This is a genomic window from Bradyrhizobium sp. WSM2254 (genome assembly GCF_000472645.1).
In the GTDB taxonomy this organism is placed as follows: domain Bacteria; phylum Pseudomonadota; class Alphaproteobacteria; order Rhizobiales; family Xanthobacteraceae; genus Bradyrhizobium; species Bradyrhizobium niftali.
This window is the reverse complement of the sequence record NZ_AXAB01000054.1, coordinates 1-19412: the sequence shown is the minus strand read 5'-3', so window position 1 is coordinate 19412 and position 19412 is coordinate 1. Positions and strand designations below refer to the sequence as shown.

The 19412-nt window shown below is 64.9% G+C and carries 22 protein-coding genes; 15 read left to right on the top strand and 7 right to left on the bottom strand.

Annotation, left to right across the window (positions count from 1 at the left end; genetic code table 11):
* Positions 1 to 232 precede the first annotated feature (232 nt).
* Positions 233 to 1423 carry a glutamine-hydrolyzing carbamoyl-phosphate synthase small subunit gene (carA, locus tag A3M7_RS0132415; protein ID WP_027547659.1) on the bottom strand — a complete coding sequence of 397 codons (1191 nt, stop codon included), beginning with the start codon at positions 1421 to 1423 and terminating at the stop codon, positions 233 to 235.
* 146 nt (positions 1424 to 1569) lie between these two features.
* On the opposite strand from carA, the gene A3M7_RS0132410 reads away from it, so the two are divergent.
* The 7 genes from A3M7_RS0132410 (at position 1570) to A3M7_RS0132380 (ending at position 7285) form a co-directional block, all read left to right on the top strand.
* Positions 1570 to 2298 (top strand): alpha/beta fold hydrolase, encoded by a 729-nt coding sequence (locus A3M7_RS0132410; protein WP_027547658.1) that lies wholly within the window; start codon positions 1570 to 1572, stop codon positions 2296 to 2298.
* Positions 2299 to 2331: 33 nt separating this feature from the next.
* Positions 2332 to 2787, top strand: a complete 456-nt coding sequence (locus A3M7_RS0132405) for a GatB/YqeY domain-containing protein (protein WP_027547657.1) — start codon at positions 2332 to 2334, stop codon at positions 2785 to 2787.
* 130 nt (positions 2788 to 2917) lie between these two features.
* Positions 2918 to 4057: an epoxide hydrolase family protein gene (locus A3M7_RS0132400; protein ID WP_027547656.1), complete on the top strand. Its 1140-nt coding sequence runs from the start codon at positions 2918 to 2920 to the stop codon at positions 4055 to 4057.
* Between the two features lie 201 nt (positions 4058 to 4258).
* Positions 4259 to 5869, top strand: a complete 1611-nt coding sequence (locus tag A3M7_RS0132395) for an acyl-CoA synthetase (protein WP_027547655.1) — start codon at positions 4259 to 4261, stop codon at positions 5867 to 5869.
* Between the two features lie 9 nt (positions 5870 to 5878).
* Positions 5879 to 6346 carry a MarR family transcriptional regulator gene (locus A3M7_RS0132390; RefSeq protein ID WP_027547654.1) on the top strand — a complete coding sequence of 156 codons (468 nt, stop codon included), beginning with the start codon at positions 5879 to 5881 and terminating at the stop codon, positions 6344 to 6346.
* A gap of 139 nt (positions 6347 to 6485) precedes the next feature.
* Entirely contained in the window at positions 6486 to 6839 is a 354-nt protein-coding gene (locus tag A3M7_RS0132385) for a nuclear transport factor 2 family protein (RefSeq protein WP_235885807.1), read from the top strand.
* 2 nt (positions 6840 to 6841) lie between these two features.
* Complete coding sequence (locus A3M7_RS0132380; RefSeq protein ID WP_027547652.1) at positions 6842 to 7285, top strand: hypothetical protein; 444 nt, start codon at positions 6842 to 6844, stop codon at positions 7283 to 7285.
* A 2-nt stretch (positions 7286 to 7287) separates the two neighbouring features.
* Here the strand turns inward: A3M7_RS0132380 and A3M7_RS0132375 are convergent, their stop codons facing one another.
* The gene (locus A3M7_RS0132375) at positions 7288 to 9519 is read right to left on the bottom strand and encodes an ATP-binding protein (protein ID WP_027547651.1); all 2232 of its coding nucleotides are present in this window, start codon (positions 9517 to 9519) and stop codon (positions 7288 to 7290) included.
* Positions 9520 to 9813: 294 nt separating this feature from the next.
* On the opposite strand from A3M7_RS0132375, the gene A3M7_RS0132370 reads away from it, so the two are divergent.
* Positions 9814 to 10587, top strand: a complete 774-nt coding sequence (locus tag A3M7_RS0132370) for a DUF2189 domain-containing protein (protein ID WP_027547650.1) — start codon at positions 9814 to 9816, stop codon at positions 10585 to 10587.
* Between the two features lie 302 nt (positions 10588 to 10889).
* The gene (locus A3M7_RS0132365) at positions 10890 to 11069 is read left to right on the top strand and encodes a hypothetical protein (RefSeq protein WP_027547649.1); all 180 of its coding nucleotides are present in this window, start codon (positions 10890 to 10892) and stop codon (positions 11067 to 11069) included.
* 18 nt (positions 11070 to 11087) lie between these two features.
* On the opposite strand, the gene A3M7_RS0132360 is transcribed toward A3M7_RS0132365, so the two are convergent.
* Genes A3M7_RS0132360 through A3M7_RS0132350 form a run of 3 tightly spaced genes read right to left on the bottom strand, consistent with a single transcriptional unit; the run spans position 11088 to position 12374 of the window.
* Positions 11088 to 11600 carry an SRPBCC family protein gene (locus tag A3M7_RS0132360; protein WP_027547648.1) on the bottom strand — a complete coding sequence of 171 codons (513 nt, stop codon included), beginning with the start codon at positions 11598 to 11600 and terminating at the stop codon, positions 11088 to 11090.
* Entirely contained in the window at positions 11597 to 12067 is a 471-nt protein-coding gene (locus A3M7_RS0132355; protein ID WP_027547647.1) for an SRPBCC family protein, read from the bottom strand. Before A3M7_RS0132355 ends, A3M7_RS0132360 begins: the two co-directional genes overlap by 4 nt.
* On the bottom strand, positions 12060 to 12374 hold the full coding sequence (locus A3M7_RS0132350) for a helix-turn-helix transcriptional regulator (RefSeq protein ID WP_027547646.1): 315 nt from the start codon (positions 12372 to 12374) through the stop codon (positions 12060 to 12062). The genes A3M7_RS0132355 and A3M7_RS0132350 overlap by 8 nt, the downstream gene beginning before the upstream one ends.
* 207 nt (positions 12375 to 12581) lie before the next feature.
* Here A3M7_RS0132350 and A3M7_RS0132345 point away from each other — a divergent pair, with 207 nt between their 5' ends.
* From A3M7_RS0132345 to A3M7_RS0132330, 4 genes are all read left to right on the top strand, one after another.
* Positions 12582 to 14027: an LVIVD repeat-containing protein gene (locus tag A3M7_RS0132345; RefSeq protein ID WP_027547645.1), complete on the top strand. Its 1446-nt coding sequence runs from the start codon at positions 12582 to 12584 to the stop codon at positions 14025 to 14027.
* Positions 14028 to 14053: 26 nt separating this feature from the next.
* Positions 14054 to 14563: a hypothetical protein gene (locus A3M7_RS0132340; RefSeq protein WP_371090225.1), complete on the top strand. Its 510-nt coding sequence runs from the start codon at positions 14054 to 14056 to the stop codon at positions 14561 to 14563.
* 227 nt (positions 14564 to 14790) lie between these two features.
* Entirely contained in the window at positions 14791 to 15411 is a 621-nt protein-coding gene (locus A3M7_RS0132335; protein WP_198033840.1) for a LysE family translocator, read from the top strand.
* Between the two features lie 80 nt (positions 15412 to 15491).
* Positions 15492 to 16475, top strand: coding sequence for a DUF3592 domain-containing protein (locus A3M7_RS0132330; protein ID WP_027547642.1), 984 nt, complete (start codon positions 15492 to 15494; stop codon positions 16473 to 16475).
* On the opposite strand, the gene A3M7_RS0132325 is transcribed toward A3M7_RS0132330, so the two are convergent.
* The gene (locus tag A3M7_RS0132325) at positions 16472 to 17278 is read right to left on the bottom strand and encodes an N-formylglutamate amidohydrolase (RefSeq protein WP_027547641.1); all 807 of its coding nucleotides are present in this window, start codon (positions 17276 to 17278) and stop codon (positions 16472 to 16474) included. The two genes, A3M7_RS0132330 and A3M7_RS0132325, sit on opposite strands and share 4 nt — an antisense overlap.
* A 90-nt stretch (positions 17279 to 17368) precedes the next feature.
* On the opposite strand from A3M7_RS0132325, the gene A3M7_RS0132320 reads away from it, so the two are divergent.
* Together A3M7_RS0132320 and A3M7_RS0132315 are read left to right on the top strand one after the other, a co-directional pair.
* Positions 17369 to 18280, top strand: coding sequence for a transglutaminase family protein (locus A3M7_RS0132320; RefSeq protein ID WP_027547640.1), 912 nt, complete (start codon positions 17369 to 17371; stop codon positions 18278 to 18280).
* Between the two features lie 15 nt (positions 18281 to 18295).
* Entirely contained in the window at positions 18296 to 19108 is an 813-nt protein-coding gene (locus A3M7_RS0132315; RefSeq protein WP_027547639.1) for a transglutaminase family protein, read from the top strand.
* A 15-nt stretch (positions 19109 to 19123) separates the two neighbouring features.
* Here A3M7_RS0132315 and A3M7_RS49970 read toward each other — a convergent pair.
* Positions 19124 to 19412: IS30 family transposase (locus tag A3M7_RS49970; RefSeq protein ID WP_198033839.1), on the bottom strand; the 289-nt coding region annotated here is incomplete at its 5' end.

The window sequence follows — 19412 nt, the reverse complement described above, 5'->3', positions numbered from 1 at the left end:
CGTAGCAGGGATCAACGAGGGGCGTCAGGCGGCGTTCCTCGCTCCACTGTCATTCCGGGGCGACGCGCAGCGTCGAGCTATGATGCGCAATTGCGCATCTGAGAATCCATCGCGCCGCAGAATCCGTTGCCCGATGGATTCCGGGTTCGCGCTATGCGCGCCCCGGAATGACAAAAGCCCGGGACTGGGCCCGGGCTCGATGTCGTCAAGACAGTTTTCAAAAGAGCGCGCCCTACGCGGTCTTCTTCTGCCGCATCAGATCGGCAAAGCGCTGGAACAGGTAGTGCGAGTCGCGCGGGCCGGGTGAAGCCTCGGGATGGTACTGCACCGAGAACACCGGCTTGCCGTCGAGCTGGATGCCGCAGTTGGACCCATCAAACAAAGAAATGTGGGTCTGCGTCGCGCCCTTCGGCAGCGTCGTCTCGTCCACCGCGAAGCCGTGGTTCATCGAGGTGATCTCGACCTTGCCGGTGGTCTCGTCCTTCACGGGATGATTGGCGCCGTGATGGCCCTGATGCATCTTCTTGGTCTTGGCGCCGACGGCGAGGCCCAGCATCTGGTGGCCAAGACAAATCCCGAAGGTCGGCGTGCCCGACTTGATGACGTCCCGGATGACAGGCACGGCATATTTGCCGGTCGCGGCCGGATCGCCCGGGCCGTTCGACAGGAACACGCCGTCCGGCTTCATCGCCAGGATGTCTTCGGACGACGTCGTTGCCGGCACCACCGTCACCTTGCAGCCGACGCCGGCGAGCAGGCGCAGAATGTTGCGCTTGATGCCGTAGTCGATGGCGACGACGTTGAACTCGGACTTGTCCTGCTGGCCAAAGCCCTTGTCCCAGAGCCACGGCGTCTCGCCCCAGGTGAAGCGCTGGCCGGACGTGACCATGGGCACGAGGTCCATGCCCTCGAGCCCCGGCCATTCGCGCGCTTCTTCCTTCAGGCCATGCAGGTCGAACTCGCCGTTCCGGGCGTGCGCGATCACGGCATTGGGCATGCCCTTGCTGCGGATCAGCGCGGTCAGCGCGCGGGTGTCGATGCCGGAGAGGCCGATGATGCCGCGCGCCTTGAGCCAGGCGTCGAGATGCTTGGTGGCGCGGTAGTTCGAGGGATCGGTGATGGCGGTGCGCAGGATCACGCCGCGCGCGCCCGGCGTCGCGGCCATGTTCACCGTCTCGATATCTTCCTCGTTGGTACCGACATTGCCGATATGCGGGAAGGTGAAGGTGATGAGCTGGCCGGCATAGGAGGGATCGGTGAGGATCTCCTCATAGCCGGTCATCGCGGTGTTGAAGCAGACTTCACCGACGGCGTGGCCTTCGGCGCCGAGACCAAAGCCTTCGAGCACCGTGCCATCGGCGAGCACGAGGAGCGCGGTCGGTTTATGGTCCGGCCAGGCGGGATCGTTGTCATGTTGTGTCATGAGCGCGTTTCATAGTCTGCCCGCGCGCCTCCGTCAAAGCGGGAGAGGCCCGATTCACATGCGTTTTTGCATATTTGACAGCCCGTCCCGGGGACTTAAGCTTGGCCGCACAATTTCCGGCAAATCCAGGGGCTTTCGAGGCAATAATGGACCAGACCACCCCGCTTCTGCTGGTTCCGGGGCTGGCCTCCTCGGCCCGGATCTATGCCCCGGTGATCCCGGCGCTGTGGCGGTTCGGCCCGGTGATGGTCGCCAACCATATCCGCGATGACAGCATGGCGGCGATCGCCCGGCGGGTGCTGAGCGAGGCCCCGCCGCGCTTTGCACTCGCCGGCCATTCCATGGGTGGCTACATCGCGCTGGAGATCATGCGCCAGGCGCCCGAGCGGGTCTTGAGGCTCGCGCTGATCAACACCCAGGCGCGCCCCGATACGCCGGAGGCGATCCAGCGCCGCCGCGTCCTGATGGAGCGGGCAAAGCGCGGGGAGTTGCGTGCCGCGCGCGAGGAGATGTTTCCGGAGCTGGTGCATCCCTCGCGCCGCGACGATTCCGGCATTCGCCGGCTCGTGCACGAGCAGGGCGATGACGTTGGCGTCGAAGGCTATCTGCGGCAGCAGACCGCGATCATTGCGCGGATCGACTCGCGGCCGACGCTGGCGACGATCAAATGCCCGACGCTGGTGCTGACCGGCGATCAGGACGCCACGATTCCCAACGCCTTCTCGAAGGAGATGGCGGACGGCATTGCCGGCGCGAAGCTCGTCGTGTTGGCGAATTGCGGGCATCTGCCGCAGCCGGAACAGCCAGAAGCTACGGCGCAGGCACTGACCGGATGGCTGCAAAGCCAGGTTGTCTCAGGGGCGCGAACGGCCTAGATCAGGCGTCGGATATTCGAAGGGATCACGATCATGCTGCGCGACGACATCAACAATGCGGTCAAGGAGGCCATGAAGGCCAAGGACGAGCGCAAGCTGTCCACGCTGCGCATGGTCAACTCGACCATCAAGAACGCCGACATCGACGCGCGCGGGCAGGGCAAGCCGCCGCTGACGGACGCGGATTTGCTCGGCGTGCTGCAGAAGATGATCAAGCAGCGCCAGGAGTCGGTCGAGCTCTACGACAAGGGCGGCCGCGCCGAGCTCGCGCAGCAGGAGCGCGAGGAGATCGCGGTGATCTCGGCGTATCTGCCGAAGCAGATGTCCGATGACGAGGTCAAGAAGGCGATCGCGGATGCGATCGCCGAAACCGGCGCCGCCGGCATGAAGGACATGGGCAAGGTAATCGCCGTGCTGCGCGCGAAGTACGCCGGACAGATGGATTTCGGCAAGGCGTCCGGCCTGGTGAAGGCGGCGCTGTCGGGCTAGCCGTCATTCCGGGGCGACGCGTCAGCGTCGAGCCCGGAATCCATTCGGGCCGCCAGCTCTGTTGCGAAATGGATTCCGGGCTCGTGCTTCGCACGCCCCGGAATGACGAGAAAAGATGGGGAGGCCGCCGATGAGCGCCATCAAACCGTTCCGCATCGCCATCAGCGACGACATCCTCACCGATCTCAAATCGCGCCTTGCCCGCACGCGCTGGCCGGAGGCTGAACTCGTCGACGACTGGAGCCAGGGCGCGCCGCTGAAATGGATCCGGGAGATCTGCACCTATTGGGCTGATGGCTACGACTGGCGCGCCCGCGAAGCCAAGCTCAACCGCTTCGATCAATACACGACCGAGATCGACGGGCTCGATATCCACTTCCTGCATGCGCGTTCGCAGGAGCCGGCCGCGCTGCCGCTGATCATCACCCATGGCTGGCCCGGCTCGATCGTGGAGTTCCAGAAGGTGATCGCGCCGCTGGTCGATCCCGCCGCACATGGCGGCAATCCCGCGGATGCGTTTCACGTGATCTGCCCCTCGCTGCCGGGCTTCGGCTTCTCCGCCAAGCCGAAGACCACCGGCTGGGGCGTCGACCGCATCGCCGCGACCTGGGCCAAGCTGATGGACCGGCTCGGCTACGCGCGCTACGGCGCGCAAGGCGGCGACTGGGGCTCGGCGGTGACGACCTCGCTCGGCGCGCAGGACGCCGAGCATTGCGCCGGCATCCACATCACGCTCGCCTTCAACGCGGCGCCGAAGGTCGAGGGCGAGCCGACGCCGGAGGAGAAGCGCGCGCTCGTCGGCCTCAAGCATTATGTCGATCTCGATTCCGGTTATTCCAGGCAGCAATCGACGCGGCCGCAGACGCTCGGCTACGGCTTGACGGATTCGCCGAGCGGGCAGGCGGCCTGGATCCTGGAAAAGTTCTGGGCCTGGACCGATTGCAACGGTCATCCCGAGAACATCTTCACCAGGGACGAACTGCTCGACAACGTCATGCTGTATTGGGCGACGGAGACGGCGACATCGTCGGCGCGGCTCTACTGGGAAAGCTTTGGCAAGCGACGCACGACGCCTGAGGTCGGCGTGCCGACCGGTGTCGCCGTGTTCCCGAAGGAGATCATCACGCCGGTGCGGCGCTGGATGGAGCCCAATTTTCACAACATCACGCATTGGAGCGAGATGGAGAAGGGCGGCCATTTCGCCGCCTTCGAGCAGCCGGAGCTGTTCGTGCGCGACGTCAGGAAGTTCTTCCGAACGGTGCGGTCATAGTGTGTCGTCATTCCGGGGCGATGCGAAGCATCGAACCCGGAATGACATCGCATGGAGACGTCATGCCCGGGCTTGTCCCGGGCATCCGCGAGCTTAGACTAGGCTCAAGAAGCAAGTGCGTGGATGGCCGGGACTTTGATCGCGAAGACGCGCTTCGCGCTTTCGCCCGGCCATGACGCCAAGACCGTGGAAACGCGAGCCATGCTCACCGAAGCCAAGACCTACGACGAGCTCTATCGCAACTTCCGCTGGGACGTTCCGGCGCGCTTCAACATGGCGGAGGCGTGCTGCGACCGCCATGCCGACGGCACTGGCCGCCTCGCGCTGATCTATGTCGACGAGAACGGCGCCACCACGCGCACCTCCTTCGACGAGGTCGCGGACATGTCGCGCCGCTTCGCCAATGTGCTGAAGGCCGACGGGCTCGTGCGCGGCGACCGCGTCGCGGTGTTCCTGTCGCAGTCGCTGGAGCTGCCGATCGCGCATATGGCGGCGTTCCGCTCCGGGCTGATCTCGATCCCGCTGTTCGCGCTGTTCGGCGAGGACGCGCTGGAATTCCGCCTGTCGAATTCGCAAGCAAGAGCCATCATCACTGATGAGGCGGGCTGGGAGAAGCTCACGAAGGTCCGCGATCGGCTGCCCTATTTGCAGGACATCTATGTCACGAGCAGCGCCGTCCACGCCGGCGCAAAACCGTTCTGGTCGGCGATCGAAACCGCGTCCGAGGACTTTGCGACCGTCGACACCTCGGCCGACGATCCTGCGCTGATCATCTACACCTCGGGCACGACGGGAAATCCCAAGGGCGCGCTGCATGCCCATCGCGTCGTGCTCGGCCATCTGCCGAACGTCGAGATGTGCCACAACTTCCTGCCGCGCCCCGGCGATCTGATGTGGACGCCGGCGGACTGGGCCTGGATCGGCGGCCTCGTCAACGGCCTGCTCGCGTTCTGGTACCACGGCATCCCGCTGGTCGGCCATCGCGCCCGAAAATTCGAGCCGCAGGCGGCGATGCAGATGATGGCCGATCTTTCCGTTCGCAACGTCTTCCTGCCGCCGACCGCGCTGAAGCTGATGCGGCAGGCCGGCGTGAAACATTCCGGCGTCAAGCTGCGCAGCATTTTCACCGGCGGTGAATCGCTCGGCGGCGAGCTGCTGGGCTGGGTGCGCGAGACCTTTGGCATCGATGCGCATGAAGTGTTCGGCCAGACCGAGTGCAATCTCGTGATCGGCAGCAACTCCAACCTGTTTCCGATCCGGCCCGGGGCGATGGGCAAGGCGACGCCGGGCTTCGACGTCCGCATCGTCAACGACAAGGGCGAGGAGCTGCCCACGGGGCAGCGCGGCATCATCGGCGTGCGCCAGCCGTGCCCCGTCACCATGCTCGAATACTGGCGCAATCCGGAGGCAACCGCGAAGAAATATGCCGGCGCGTTCCTGCTCACCGGCGATCTCGGCGTGCAGGACGAGGACGGCTATTTCTGGTATGTCAGCCGCGAGGACGACGTCATCACCACCGCCGGCTATCGCGTCGGCCCGTCCGAGATCGAGCACACGCTGATGAAGCATCCGTCGGTGGCGATGGCGGCGGTGGTCGGCATTCCCGATCCGATCCGCACCGAGTCGATCAAGGCCTGGATCGTGCTGCGTCCGGGTTTTGCCGGCAGCGACGCGCTCGCGCGCGAGATCCAGGAGTTCGTGAAGGTGCAGCTCGCCGCGCACGAATATCCGCGCTTTGTGGAGTTCGCTGAGACGCTGCCGATGACGGTGACCGGCAAGGTGCTGCGGCGCGAGCTGCGGGCGAGGGGTTAGATTCTTACAATGCCAAAGACGTCTCAAGCCGCGGGGCTTCACCGCGCCTCACTTGCGAAGCTGCACGATCTGGATGCGGCGCTGGAGCTCATGTATTACGGCTGGCGCGGGATGACGCTGGAGGCCGACGACTATCTTGCAAAGCAGGGCCTGTCGCGCCCCCACCATCGCATCCTCTACGTGGTGGCGCGCCGGCCCGACATCGCGATCGGCGCGCTGATCGAGATCCTCGGCATTTCCAAGCAGGCGTTGAACCGGCCGCTCAACCTGCTGCTGGAGCGCAAGCTCCTGACGTCGAAGCGTTCGCCCGAGCAGCATCGCTCCAAGCTGCTGCGCCTGACGGATTCCGGGAAACGTATCGAGCAAAGGGCATCGGACCACGAGCGCAAGGTCCTGCGCGCGGCGTTCGATCGCGCCGGGGCGCCGGGGGCGGCGGCGTGGATGGCCGTCATGGGGGCGATCGCCGACAACAATTGACGGCGCCTCAAGTCAACGTAGTTGACATGAGAGGCGAGCTTTGCCACTTTCCCGGCAACGAGCCAGGGGAGGGCCGCGTCATGAGCGGACGGAAGCGATGAGCGCTCAAGAGATGAGCGCTCATGACACGAGTGCAAGGATGGATCGCGCAGCCGCCGAACGCTTCGTCGCGGCATGGTGCGCGAACTGGTGCAGGGTCGATATCGACGCGGTCGTCGCGCATTTTGCCGACAATGCGCAGATGCGCAGTCCTCTGGCATTGACGCTGACCGGTTCCCCCGTCGTCACCGGGGCCGAGAACATCCGCGCCTACTGGCGGAAAGCCTATGGCCACATCGAAAGCGCCGACCTGAAGATCCTGAACTGGAGCTGGGACGACACGATCGCGCGGCTGACGGTGTGGTGGCAGCTCGGCGACACGCGCGCCAGCGAGTTCATGGATTTCGACGCTGCCGGCCGCGTGGTGCGCAGCGAAGCCTTTTACGGAAAATAGACATGCGCCTTTCGGATTTTGTTCTGCTTCTCAATGCGCTCTGGTTCGTCGGCGCATTCATCCAGTTCAGCGTCGCCCAGCGCAACACGCTGAAGATATTGCTGCCGCGGGAAGAGCGCGGCAATCCGATCGCGCCGACCCTGGCGGCCAGCGTGGCGTTCCTGGGCGGGATCAATCTGCCGATCGGGCTGCTGTCGTTCTATCTTCTGGTGGCGCGTCCGTTCTTCTTCCAGCCGATCGAAGCGCAGCTTGCGCTGTTCCTGTTCTTTGCCGGCTGCCACTTCAGCCAGTTCGCCTATAACCTGCCGGTCCTGATGCGCGGCGGGCGCGTCGGGGTCGCCTACTGGCCGGTGTTGAAGGGCCCGATGCTCAGGATCTTCGTCATCGACGCGGCCCTGTTCGCGGCCAATCTTGGTGTCGCGGTTCTGCTCGCGTCGTCGTCCTGACGTCATCGTGGCGGCGCCGACAGCGCGGACCGCAGCATCGCGGCGAGGTCGTGCCGCCGGAACGGTTTTGTCAGAATGCGGGCATCGCCGAGCCCGTCGGGCGCCTTGACGGGATTTTGGGTGAAGCCGGAGGTGAAGAGCACCTTGAGCCCGGGCCGCAGCTGGGTAGCCTGTCTGGCAAGTTCCGGCCCGAACATGCCGCCGGGCATCACGACGTCGGTGAACAGCAGGTGGATGTCCCCCGGCTGGCGCAACAGGTCGAGCGCCGCGGGACCGTTCGGCGCCTCGATGACGCGGTAGCCGAGCGTCTTCAACTCGTTCACGACATAGGCCCGCACCATGTCGTCGTCCTCGACGAAGAGAATGGTCTCGCTGCCGTCGGGTGCGGCGATCCGCTCCCGCGGTGATGGATCCTCGGTCGGCGGCGTTGCGAGGCGGGGAAAGAACAGCCTGACGACACTGCCGTGTCCCGGTTCGGACTGCATCTGCACCAGGCCGCCGGACTGCCGCACAAATCCGTAGACCATGCTGAGGCCAAGCCCGGTTCCCTTGCCGACCTCCTTGGTGGTGAAGAACGGCTCGAACGCGCGGCTCGCCACCTCGGCGGTCATGCCGCTGCCGGTGTCCGTCACCGCGACCATGACGTAGTCGCCGGGGCGCGGCTCGCCGTTGACATCGATGTCGGTTTCTCCGAGCGAAGCGTTGCGCACCTCGACCGTCAGCTTGCCGCCGTCAGGCAAGGCATCGCGCGCGTTGAGCACGAGGTTGAGCAGCGCAGTCGTCAGTTGGCCGGGATCGACGCTGGTCAACCACGCGTTCGCCTCGAGTGCGAAAGCGCACTCGATGTGCCCGCCCAGGGTCCGGCGCAGCAACGGCTCCATGTCGCGAACCTTGCCAGCGATGTCGATCTCTCGCGGCCTCAAGGGCTGCTTGCGCGCGAAGGCGAGCAGGCTCTGCGTCAGGTCGGAGCCGCGCTCGGCGGCGGTCGCGATGTCGCCGGCGATCCGGTGCAATTCCTTGTTTCCCACCAGACTGTCGGCAAGATGCTCCGCATTGCCGAGAATGACGGTCAGCAGATTGTTGAAATCGTGCGCCACGCCGCCGGTGAGCTGGCCCATGGCCTCCATCTTCTGGGACTGGCTGAGCTTCTGGTTGAGGTCCGCGATGGCGGCGCGTTGCTGCTGGAGCGACTCGGCGGTGTCGTTGAGCAGGCTCATCAGTCCGCCGAGCTCGCCGCCCGGATGGGGCGGTGGAATGCGCGCGCCGAGGTCGCCGCGCCCGAGCTTCTTCGCCATCGCGGCGAGCCGTCCGACCTGGCGCCCGACGCTCACGGTCGCGAGGATCAAGACCGCCGCCAGCAGCAGCAGCGAGGCCACGGCCAGGATCGCTATGTCCTCGTAGAGCCGGCGGTTCGCTGCCGCGACCAGCCCGTCCTTGGACCGTCCGACCAGGATGTAGAGACCGGCATCGCGGGTCGACGGCGAGCGGGCGGCGACACTCCAGACATGGGCGCGGCCCTCCCGATCGGTGACCTCGTGAAAGGACTCCCGGTCGGCCGTTGCCGCGAAGCGGAACAGTTCGGATCCCGCGATCGATCCGCCGACGGGCTCGGTCCAGCCTCCGCCGGAGGGAGCGACCAGAACCGTGCCCTTGGCGTCGACGAGCAGGATATCCTTCTCGGCGAGCAACCGCTTGTGGTGAAACTCCGCGAATTTGCGTAGGTTGAACGAAGCGAGCAGGATCAGCTTCAGCGCGCCCGCTTCCGATCGCACCGGATATGCGATCTGGAGCACCGACAGTCCGGTCAACCGGCCGAAGACGGGCTCGATCACGACGCCGCGCGAGACCAGGGCCTGCTTGAAATAGGCGCGATCCCGGAGGTCGAGGGTGCGGTTGGTCCGCAGCGAGTCGCAGAACAGGCTGCCGTCCGGATCGATGGTCAATATCCCGGTGAACTGTGGGTATTCCTCGCGCACTTCCGACAGAAACGCCGAGCACGCCGCCTTGTCGCGCGTGTCGAGATCGCGCGCACGGGCAAGACCATAGTGAAGCTGGGCGGTGCCCTGAATCTTCTCGTCCAGATCGCTGGCAATCTCGCCGGCCGTCGCAGCCAGATTGGCCAGCGCCGCGTTGATGTCGCTGCTTCGATTCTGCATGAAACGCAGCCCGACGAGGCTCGCCGGCACCAGCATGGCCGCGATGACGAGTATCAGTAGCCGGGTACGCAAGCTCATCGGTTCAAGTGGTCCGCTCTGGTCATCGCGTGTGCTGGTTCGAAGGTGCAATTTGCGGCACCACCGTCCGTTCCGTCCATAGGCATCGTGCCCAAAAGCCCTCGATGGGGGAAAGATTCTGAAGTCGCGCGCAGCACGGGTGAGCCCCCGACAGGGGGCGCCGACGCAGCGCTGCCGGGCTCCCAGGATACCGTCATCCGGAACCAAACTGCGCGTGCGCGCGGCGCCCGACGGCGCTAATATCGCGGTTGATCCGTGCGACGAAGATCGCACCGGCAGATGAGGAGGAAGCCGATGTCCATCTCGGGCAAGGTCGATCCGGTGGTGCGTCCCATTATGGCGACCGACATTGCCGAGGCGCTGGTCGAGGGGCTCCGCGATTTCCAGGCGCTGCCGCTCTACGGGCTTTGCTTCGGCGCGCTCTATGCCGCCGGCGGCATCGCCATCATGCTCTGCCTCACCGCCTTCGGCATGGTCTATCTGGTCTATCCCCTGGCCGCCGGTTTCGCGCTGATCGGCCCGTTCGTCGCGATCGGTCTCTACGAGGTCAGCCGCCGCCGCGAGCGCGGCGAGCCCGTCTCCTTCGGCGCGATCTGGTCGACGATACGCTCGCGCAGCGAGATCGGCTGGATGGCGTTCGTCACGCTGTTCATGTTCGTGATCTGGATGTACCAGGTTCGGCTCCTGATCGCGCTGCTGCTCGGCCTGCACGCCTCGTTCTCGAGCCTTCAGGAGTTCATGACGGTGGTGCTGACGACCAATGAGGGCCTGCTGTTCCTCGCCATCGGCAACGCGGTCGGTGCCGTGCTGTCGCTGATCCTGTTCTCGCTCACCGTGGTGTCGTTTCCGCTGCTGCTCGATCGCGAGGTCGATTTCGTCACGGCCATGGTGACGAGCGTACGTGCGGTCGTGACCAGCCCGCTGCCGATGATCGGCTGGGCGGCCGTGATCGTGATGCTGCTGATCGTCTCGGCGCTGCCTTACTTTCTCGGGCTGATCGTGACGCTGCCGGTGCTCGGTCATGCGACATGGCATCTGTATCGGCGTCTGGTGGCGCCGGTGCCGTGAGAGGGGAGCCCGACGCACTCCAAGCGGTCGAAAACGAGGCTTCGGCGGCCTTATTCGGTCGAGAACGGCATTTGGCGCTTCAAAGGCGCGGCGCGGGCGAGAAAACGATAGCTAATTGCAGGGATTGCGCGCACGGTGCGCGCCAATGTCGGAAAGTCCGGTCGTCCTGCGCACACGCGGCGCCGTGACTATGCGCGCGACGTGAAACGGCGCATTCCTCGCACCGGCGGAGCCGACTCATCACGCCGTCGTAAAGGCGATCGCGGTTCGATATGAGATCGAACGCCAACCGAAAGCACCTGATGCAAATTCTCTCCCCACGACACGTCAAGACAGACGAAGCACTCCGGCTCGGCGTGGAGTCGGGCTGGTACGCGATCAAGGTCAGTGGGACCTTTGTCTCGGGCCCGCACGATTCGGAAGGGGAATGCCGTCGCAAGATCGACGAGATTCATCCGCCGCCGGTGAAGAAGAAGCGATGAGGGCGCAGATTCCGACCGCTACGGCGTCTTGATCCCCATCGCCTTCAGGGCATCCAGCATCCGCTGCGGCGGGCCCATCTTCACCACCAGCGGCTTGCCGGTCTCGAGCACGCTCTTGAGGCCGGAGAGAATCGCGGGCCAGCCCTGCCGTCCGCCGGAGAGGATGTCGTCGCTGAGCGGCCGGTCATGGCCTTCGCTCATGGTGAGACGGACTGCGTCGCCGACCTCTTCGATCTCGTAGGTGACGAGGGTCGGGCCGAGCTTCTCGATCAGATCGGGCCAGTTGACGTTGAAGGTGACCGCGAGCTTTCGCGGCGGATCGTAAGCGAGGACCTCGCCGCTGATGTGCAGGGCGCCGTCGGGCGTGCGCACGACGAACGCACCGCCGAGCCGCGGCTCGACCTCCACGGCATTGCCGAAGAAATACTGCCGGCTGAACTCCGCCGAGGTCAGCGCCTCCCACACCTTCTCCGGTGTGGAGGCGATGTAGATGGTGTAGACGGTGAGCGGCTTGAATTGATCGAGGTTCATTTCGCGTCGAATCCCTTGTTGAGGGCTGCGCGGGGGATGGCGAGCACCTTGCCTCGCTCCAACAGGCTCTTGAGCCCGGACAGGATCGCCGGCCAGCCATTGGAGACGGCGCCGAGATATTTGCCGCCCTCGACGAAGCCGTCATGCAGCACGGTCAAACGCACGAGCGAGCCGAACGGTTCGATGGTGAAGACGACGCGCGAGATCGGCTCGCCGCGGAGCTCTTCGTATTTCTGGTGCTTGAAGCTGTAGGACAGGCGCCGCGGCGGATCGGCCTCGAGGATCTCGCCGGAATCGGTGATTTCGCCGTCCAGCAGGAGCGCGAAGGGCGAGCCGGCCTTCCAGTCGGAACGGATCTCTGCGCCGAACCAGTATTGCCTGGTGAACTCGCTCGACGTCAGCGCCTCCCACAGCTTTTCCGGCGAGGTCTCGATATAGCTCACATAGACGAATTGCGGCTTACTCATCGCGCTTCTCCAACTGGCGTTTCAACTCGCCGAGCGCGGCGAGTTTGCCGCGCTCGAATTTCCTGATCCAGCGTTCGCCGATCTGATGGATCGGCACCGGATTGAGGTAATGCAGCTTCTCGCGGCCATGCCTGATGGCCGTGACCAGGTTGGCCTCTTCCAGAATCACAAGGTGCTTGGTCACAGCCTGCCGCGTCATCGAAAGGCCTTCGCAGAGTTCGTTCAGCGTCTGGCCGTTCCTGGCGTGGAGCCTGTCGAGCAGCGATCGTCGTGACGCGTCGGCGAGCGCTTTGAAGACCTCATCCATGGTTAGGATAATAGGCAACCAAATGGTTGCATGTCAAGCCCGCCGTCATTCGGAAACCGCGCAGCGGTTATCCGGAATCTCGAGATTCCGGGTTCGCACTTTGTGCGCCCCGGAATGACCAGCCGCGAAATCGTGTTTTGGTCGCCCGCAAACGGCTGTGCTAGCCTCGACGTTCAGCCAACGCAGATTGGTTCCGGGAGGACATTCATGTTCCGTTGCGTCTTGACTGCTGCAAGCCTCGTCCTTTTCGCTTGCGGCACCACGGTACATGCGCAGAAGCAGACTGTCGGCGCGCCGCCGGAAGCCTCCAACATGAAGCTGGTCGGGACCAACGACCTCCAGGCGCGCAGCGCGTATCAGCCGACCATCCATCATCAGGGCGATCGCTGGATCGCCTATATCGGCCATCATGGCGGCACCGATGACGTGCCCGCTCCCGTCAATCCGATGACGGGGAAGGCGGAGCCGAACGGAACCTCGATCGTCGACGTCACCGATCCCGCGCATCCCAAATATCTGCGTCACCTGCCGGGGCAGGAAGGCAAATACGAATCCGGCGGTGCGCAGATGGTGCGGGTCTGCGACGGCAAGTCGTTGCCGAAGGGCGATCCGAATGCGGTCTACATGCTGCGCACCTTCGGCAGCGAGGCGCATGAGATATGGAACGTCACCGATCCCGCCAGCCCCGTCCTGATCGCGCGCATTGGCGGCTTGAAGGACACGCACAAGAGCTGGTGGGAATGCGACACCGGTATCGCCTTTCTCGTCTCGGGCGCGCCGGACTGGCGCACGCGGCGCATGACGCAGGTCTATGATCTCTCCGATCCCGCGCATCCGCAGAAGATCCGTGACTTCGGCCTGCCGGGCCAGGAGCCCGGCGCCACCGGCACGGTGCCGACCGAACTGCACGGGCCGATCTCGACCGGGCCCGAAGGCAATCGCGTCTATTTCGGGTACGGCACCAACAAGGGCGGCATCCTCCAGATCGTCGATCGCGACAAGCTGTTGAACGGGCCGAAGGAGCCGACGCCGGACAATCTGCGCTATCCCGAGATTGCGCGGATGCCGATGTCCGCCTTCAACGGCGCGCACACGACGTTCCCGATGCTCGACATGCCCGTTGCGGAATTTGCCGAGGACAAGGACGGCAGGACCCGCGACATCGTGATGATCGTGGATGAGGCGATCCTCAACGAATGCGGCGAGGCGCGGCAGATGGTGTGGTTCGCCGACGTCACCACCGAGACGCGGCCGATGATGATCTCGAGCTACACCGTGCCGGAGGCGAGCGGACAGTTCTGCCAGCGCGGCGGCCGCTTCGGCTCGCACTCCTCGAACGAGAGCATGGCGCCGGTCTACTACAAGAAGCTGGCCTTCATCGCCTTCTTCAATGCCGGCGTGCGCGCGCTCGACATCCGCGACCCCTATCACCCGAAGGAGGTCGGCTATTTCATTCCGTCGATCACGAGCGCGACCGACAAGCGCTGTATCCCGATCGAGGGCGGCGAGCGCTGCAAGGTCGCGATCCAGACCAACAATGTGGAGACGGACGATCGCGGCTACATCTACATCGTCGACCGCGCCAATACCGGCCTGCATATCCTCGAGCTGACCGGTCCCGCGCGCGCCGTCGCCGGCTTGCCGAAGAGCTGACGATGCGGCGCGGGGCGAGGATGCTGATGGCCATGATCGCTCTCGGCGCGCTGTCCGGCGTGCTTACCCATGCGACGGAACGTACCGGGCATTGGCAGGAGATGAGCTGGCCGTTTCCCCGCGACGGCTGGCCGGCCGGCCGCGCGTTCCGTTGTACCGCGGGCGGCTGCGACGGTGCCGAGCTCTATGTCCGCGCCAAGCGCGGCTTCTGCAATTGCGACACCGGCGTTGCCGATGACGACGAGGTCGACCGCGTCGCCGATATCGACCTGATCAGTCCGCGCTTCACGCCCGTCGCGGCGGGCGAGGCCGTGAGCATCGCCGCCATGCGGGGCCGCATCAGGCATTACGATCTCGACATGCCCGACGGTGCGCGCCATGCCGCCGCCGGCCTCGCGTTGTCGCGCCGCTGCGACCTGCTCGTCGCGGTGGCGCAAGGCGCGGGCGAGGCGAACGCCGTGCAGCGCGCGGCGCTCGTGTTTCTGGAAACACAGGAGATGAAGGAATGGATCGCCGCCGCGCTGGATGGGCGGTGAGGGGGGCGTGAACCGCGCCACGTTCTCCGCTGTCATCACCCGCGAAAGCGGGTGATCCAGTATTCCGAGGCGCTCGTGGGATACGGAGAAGCCGCGGCGTACTGGATACCCCGCATCCGCGGGGTATGACACCGGTGGTTGGGCGGGCACACCGCGCTCATCTGTCTTCCGTTCCCGCCTCCGCCATGCATTAATGTCCCAACCGCCGCCCTCAGCGAGTTCCTCCCATGATGTCCATGCAAGCCTATCTCGCCTTCGTCGCCGCCTGCATTGCGCTGGCGCTGCTGCCGGGTCCGATCGTCACCCTCGTCATCGCCAACGGCCTGCGCCACGGCACGCGTGCGGCGCTCACCAATGTCCTTGGCGCGCAGGCCGGCCTTGCCATCGTCATCGGCATCGTCGCGGTCGGCCTGACCTCGCTGATGGCGACCATGGGCTACTGGTTCGACTGGGTGCGCTTTGCCGGCGCCGCCTATCTGGTCTGGCTCGGCATCAGGCTGATCTGGGCACCGGTCGAAGGCGTCAATGTCGACCAGCCGCCTCCGCCGCCGCGCGGCGGCTTCTTCCTGCAAGGTTTCCTGGTGCTGCTGTCGAACCCGAAGGTGCTGGTGTTCTTCGGCGCCTTCATCCCGCAGTTCATGGACATGAACCGCGACCACTTCCCGCAAGTCGCGCTGCTGGGCGCAACTTTCATGGTCACCGCGGCGATGACAGACGCGCTCTATGCGATTGCAGCCGGGCGCGCCCGAAAATTCTTCTCGGCCCGCCGCACGCGAATGATGTCGCGTATCTCCGGCGGCTTCATGATCGGCGGCGGTATCTGGCTGGCGCTGACGCGGGCGAAATAACCTCCTGACGGGGTTTGGTTTGAACCCTTCGCGGCGGCAATGCGTCCAATCGGGCATTGCCGCTGACGAAGGATTTTGCCGTGCCTGATCTGCCCCCGCTCGTTTACGCGATGCTGCTTGCGCCGCTCGCGCTGATCCTGATTGCCGCCGTCGTGAAGACCTGGCAGGCGCGCGAGGCGCGGAGCTGGCCGCAGGCCGCCGGCAAGGTGGTCACATCGGTTGCCGAGGTGCGCGAGGTCAGGGTGTCCGACGACGAGCGCGAGGACGGCTATCGGACGGAGAACCGCAACTTCGCGAACGTGACCTACGAATATTCGGTCGGCGGCCGCAAGCTGCGCAACAACCGCATCTCGATCGGCGAAGACCTCGGCAATTTCCAGGTCGCCGAGAAGCTCGCGAAATATCCCGCCGGCAGCATCGTGACCGTCTACTACAATCCGCGTCATCCCGATCAGGCCGTGCTGGAGCGCGATCTGCCCAAGGGCCTGTGGGGCTGTCTCGGCATCGGCACGGTGATCGTGCTCGCCATCGTGTTCGGCTCGGCGTTCGGTCTCAACCAGAGTTACCAATATCTCGCCCATCACGTCGCGCGGCCCAATCTCGCGGGCCTGGTCGTTGCCTTCGGCGCGTTCGGCCTCGTCATCGCGCTGATGGCGTGGGCCGTGCAGCGGCAGGCCTCGATGGCGACGCGGTGGCCGACCGTGCCGGGCACGATCAAGCTGTCGGGAATCGAGGAATATCACCAGGCCAGCGAGCCGGGCGAGCGCCGCGGCACCGAGATGTTCGGCAAGCGCGTGACCTACACCTACCTCTACCAGAACGTCAGCTACACCAATGAATGCGCGCGCGTCGCGGCAGGAACGCCGTCGGCTTCCGACGAGATGCTGCGAAAGCTGATGTCGCGCTATCAGGACGGCGCGACCGTCGAGGTTCGCGTCAACCCCGACAACCCGGCCGAGGCGACGCTCGACGCGCGCGGCGACGGCCGCATCGCCTACGTGCTGTGGAGCATCGCCGCGATCTTTGCCGCGCTCGCGGTGTTCGTGGCAACGCGTGGCGGCTAATCGACCAACCTCTCCGCCCGCAGCTCCAGCTCGATCTCCGCAAAGATCCTTGCCAACCGCTCGGCCCATTGCCGCTGGCCGGACTGGTCCGCGATCAGATCCTGGCGGATCTCGATGCCGGTGCTGACGAGGCCGCGGGCTTCGCCATGCACGGGGATGGTGTAGTCGGTGAGGTCGTTGACCGCATAGGGCTCGTTGTCGCCGACGACGAGATCGCTCTCGGCGTGGAGATGCTTCAGCAGGAGCTGCGGCAGCACGGTGTCGCGGTTGTAGAGTGCGCCGATATGCCAGGGCCGCTCGACACCGGCATAGACCGGCGTGAAGCTGTGCAGCGACACCAGCACCGTCGGCCGCTTGTCGTGCAGGCGGCGGCCGATCGTGGCATCGATGCGATGATGGTAGGGCTCGAAAATCTCGCGCCGCCTTGCCGCGTGCTCGCCCGTGGAGATTGCCTCATTGCCCGGGATCGCCGTTGCCTCGGACATCACGGGAATCGAGCTCACGGCGCCCGGCGGGCGGTTGCAGTCGATCACGAGCCGCGAATAACGCTGCGCGATCAGGTGGGCGTCGAGCATTTCTGCCAGCCGCTCGGCGACGCCGGCAATGCCAATGTCCCAGGCGATGTGCCGCGTCAGCTCGTTCTCGGCGACGCCGAGATCGCCGAGCGCGCGCGGCAGCACCCGCCCGTAATGATCCGCGGTGAGCAGGAAGGGCGATGCCCCTGCCGCATTCACCTCATGCACTGGCGGAATGTCACCCTCGCCGAGCAGTTGATCGGCCGCGTCGGCTGTGTCTAAAGCCATCCTGATTGCCTATGGAAAATGCAGTCACCCCAAGAATCGGGCACAATCGCTATAGATTGATCCGCCCAAAGTCACCATGATCGCCTCACGATGCCGCTGCTCACGATTCATCACAAGACCGAATATCGCTATAACCGCCCCGTGGCGTTCGGCGAACACCGGATCATGCTCCGTCCGCGCGACGGGCACGATCTGCGCGTGCTCGATTCCAGGCTCGAAATCTCGCCGGAGCCGATGTCGCTGCACTGGATCCACGACGTGTTCGGCAATTCGGTCGCGATCGCCAATTTCGACGAGCGCGCGGACACACTGATCTTCGATTGGCATGTCACCGTCGAGCACAATCCGGTGGAGGAGTTCGCGCTGACGCCGGACGATCCGGCCTATTTCTATCCCTTCGTCTACGACGACGAGGAGTTCCCCGATCTCGTCCAGTACATCACGCCGCAATACACCGATCCCGACGGCGAGATCGCGGAGTGGGCGCGCGGCTTCCTCGACGAGGACGCGCCGACGCCGACCTTCAAGATCCTGAGCGGCATGACGCACGGCATCCGCAAGCAGTTCAAATACCGCAAGCGCCACGAGTTGGGTACGCAGCATCCGCTCGACACTTTGCAGTCGGGCTCGGGAACTTGTCGGGACTATGCGCTGTTCATGATCGAGGCGCTGCGCCAGCTCGGCATCGCCGCGCGGTTCGTCTCCGGCTACATCTTCGTGCCGGAGGATATCGAGCAGCGGCACGTCGGCGGCGGCTCGACCCACGCCTGGGTGCAGGTCTATTTGCCGAGCGCGGGCTGGATCGAGTTCGATCCGACCAACGGCATCGTCGGCACCCGTGACCTGATCCGGGTCGCGGTTGCCCGCGATCCGCGCCAGGCGATCCCGCTGCACGGCGTCTATATCGGCTCCGGGGACGCCTTCGACGCCATGGACGTGAACATCAAGGTGGTCTCGGACGACCAGGACAACGATCAGGAGCTGGAGGCAGAGGTCTTATAGCGGAGGTCTTAATAGATGGACATCAGGGTCGGCTTCGACATCGCCTACGCGGCAGCACAGCCGACACCGATGGTGGTCATGCTCAACATCCACCCCTCGCGGCAGGCCGACATCATCGGCACGGAGGCGGTGGTCGCGGAGCCCGATGTTCCGATCCGCTTCTATCACGACAGTTTTGGCAATGTGTGCGGCCGCCTCGTCGCGCCCGCCGGCGGCGTGACGCTGAAGGGCCGTGCGCTGGTGCGCGACACCGGCCTGCCCGACGAGGTGATGCCGGACGCGCAGCAGATCCCGATCGAGCAACTGCCGAACGAGCTGATGCTCTACCTGATGCCGAGCCGCTATTGCGAGACCGACAAGCTCACCGACATCGCCTGGTCGCTGTTCGCCAAGACGAAACCTGGTTGGGATCGCGTCGCTGCCATCACCGAATTCGTGCACAAGCACGTCACCTTCGGCTACGAACACGCCCATCACATGAAGTCGGCGCACGACGTCTACGAGCAGAAGGCCGGCGTCTGCCGCGACTTCGCCCATCTGGCCGTCGCGCTCTGCCGCTGCATGGGCATCCCGGCCCGCTACTGCACCGGCTATATGGGCGACATCGGCATTCCGCCGGATCCGTCCCCGATGGATTTTTCCGGCTGGTTTCAGGTCTGGCTCTCCGGCAAATGGTTCACCTTCGACGCCCGCCACAACGTCCCCCGCATCGGCCGCATCCTGATGGCGACAGGCCGCGACGCCGCCGATGTCGCGCTCTCGACGAGCTTTGGCCGGATGGAATTGAAGAAGTTCGAAGTGATGAGCGACGAGGTGATGAGGGGTTGAGGTGATGCGCCGCCGTCATGACGGTGTTGGGCGCAATGTTTCCCCATGTCGTCCTGGCGAAAGCCAGGAGGTGGATTCACACTCGAAGTGCAACAGTTGAGAGGAGAAGGCCTCTGCCGGGGTTCTGAAGTCAAGGCATTTGCGCGGGGTGTTGTTGTAGGTGGCAACGGACTGGCGGAAGCGCTTGGTTGGGAGCTTTTCGAGGTCGGTCTTTCGGGGGATGAAGCGGCGCAAGCGGCCGATGGCGTTCTCGATGCCGCCCTTTTGCCACGGCGCGTGGGGGTCGCAGAAGAAGGTCTTCATC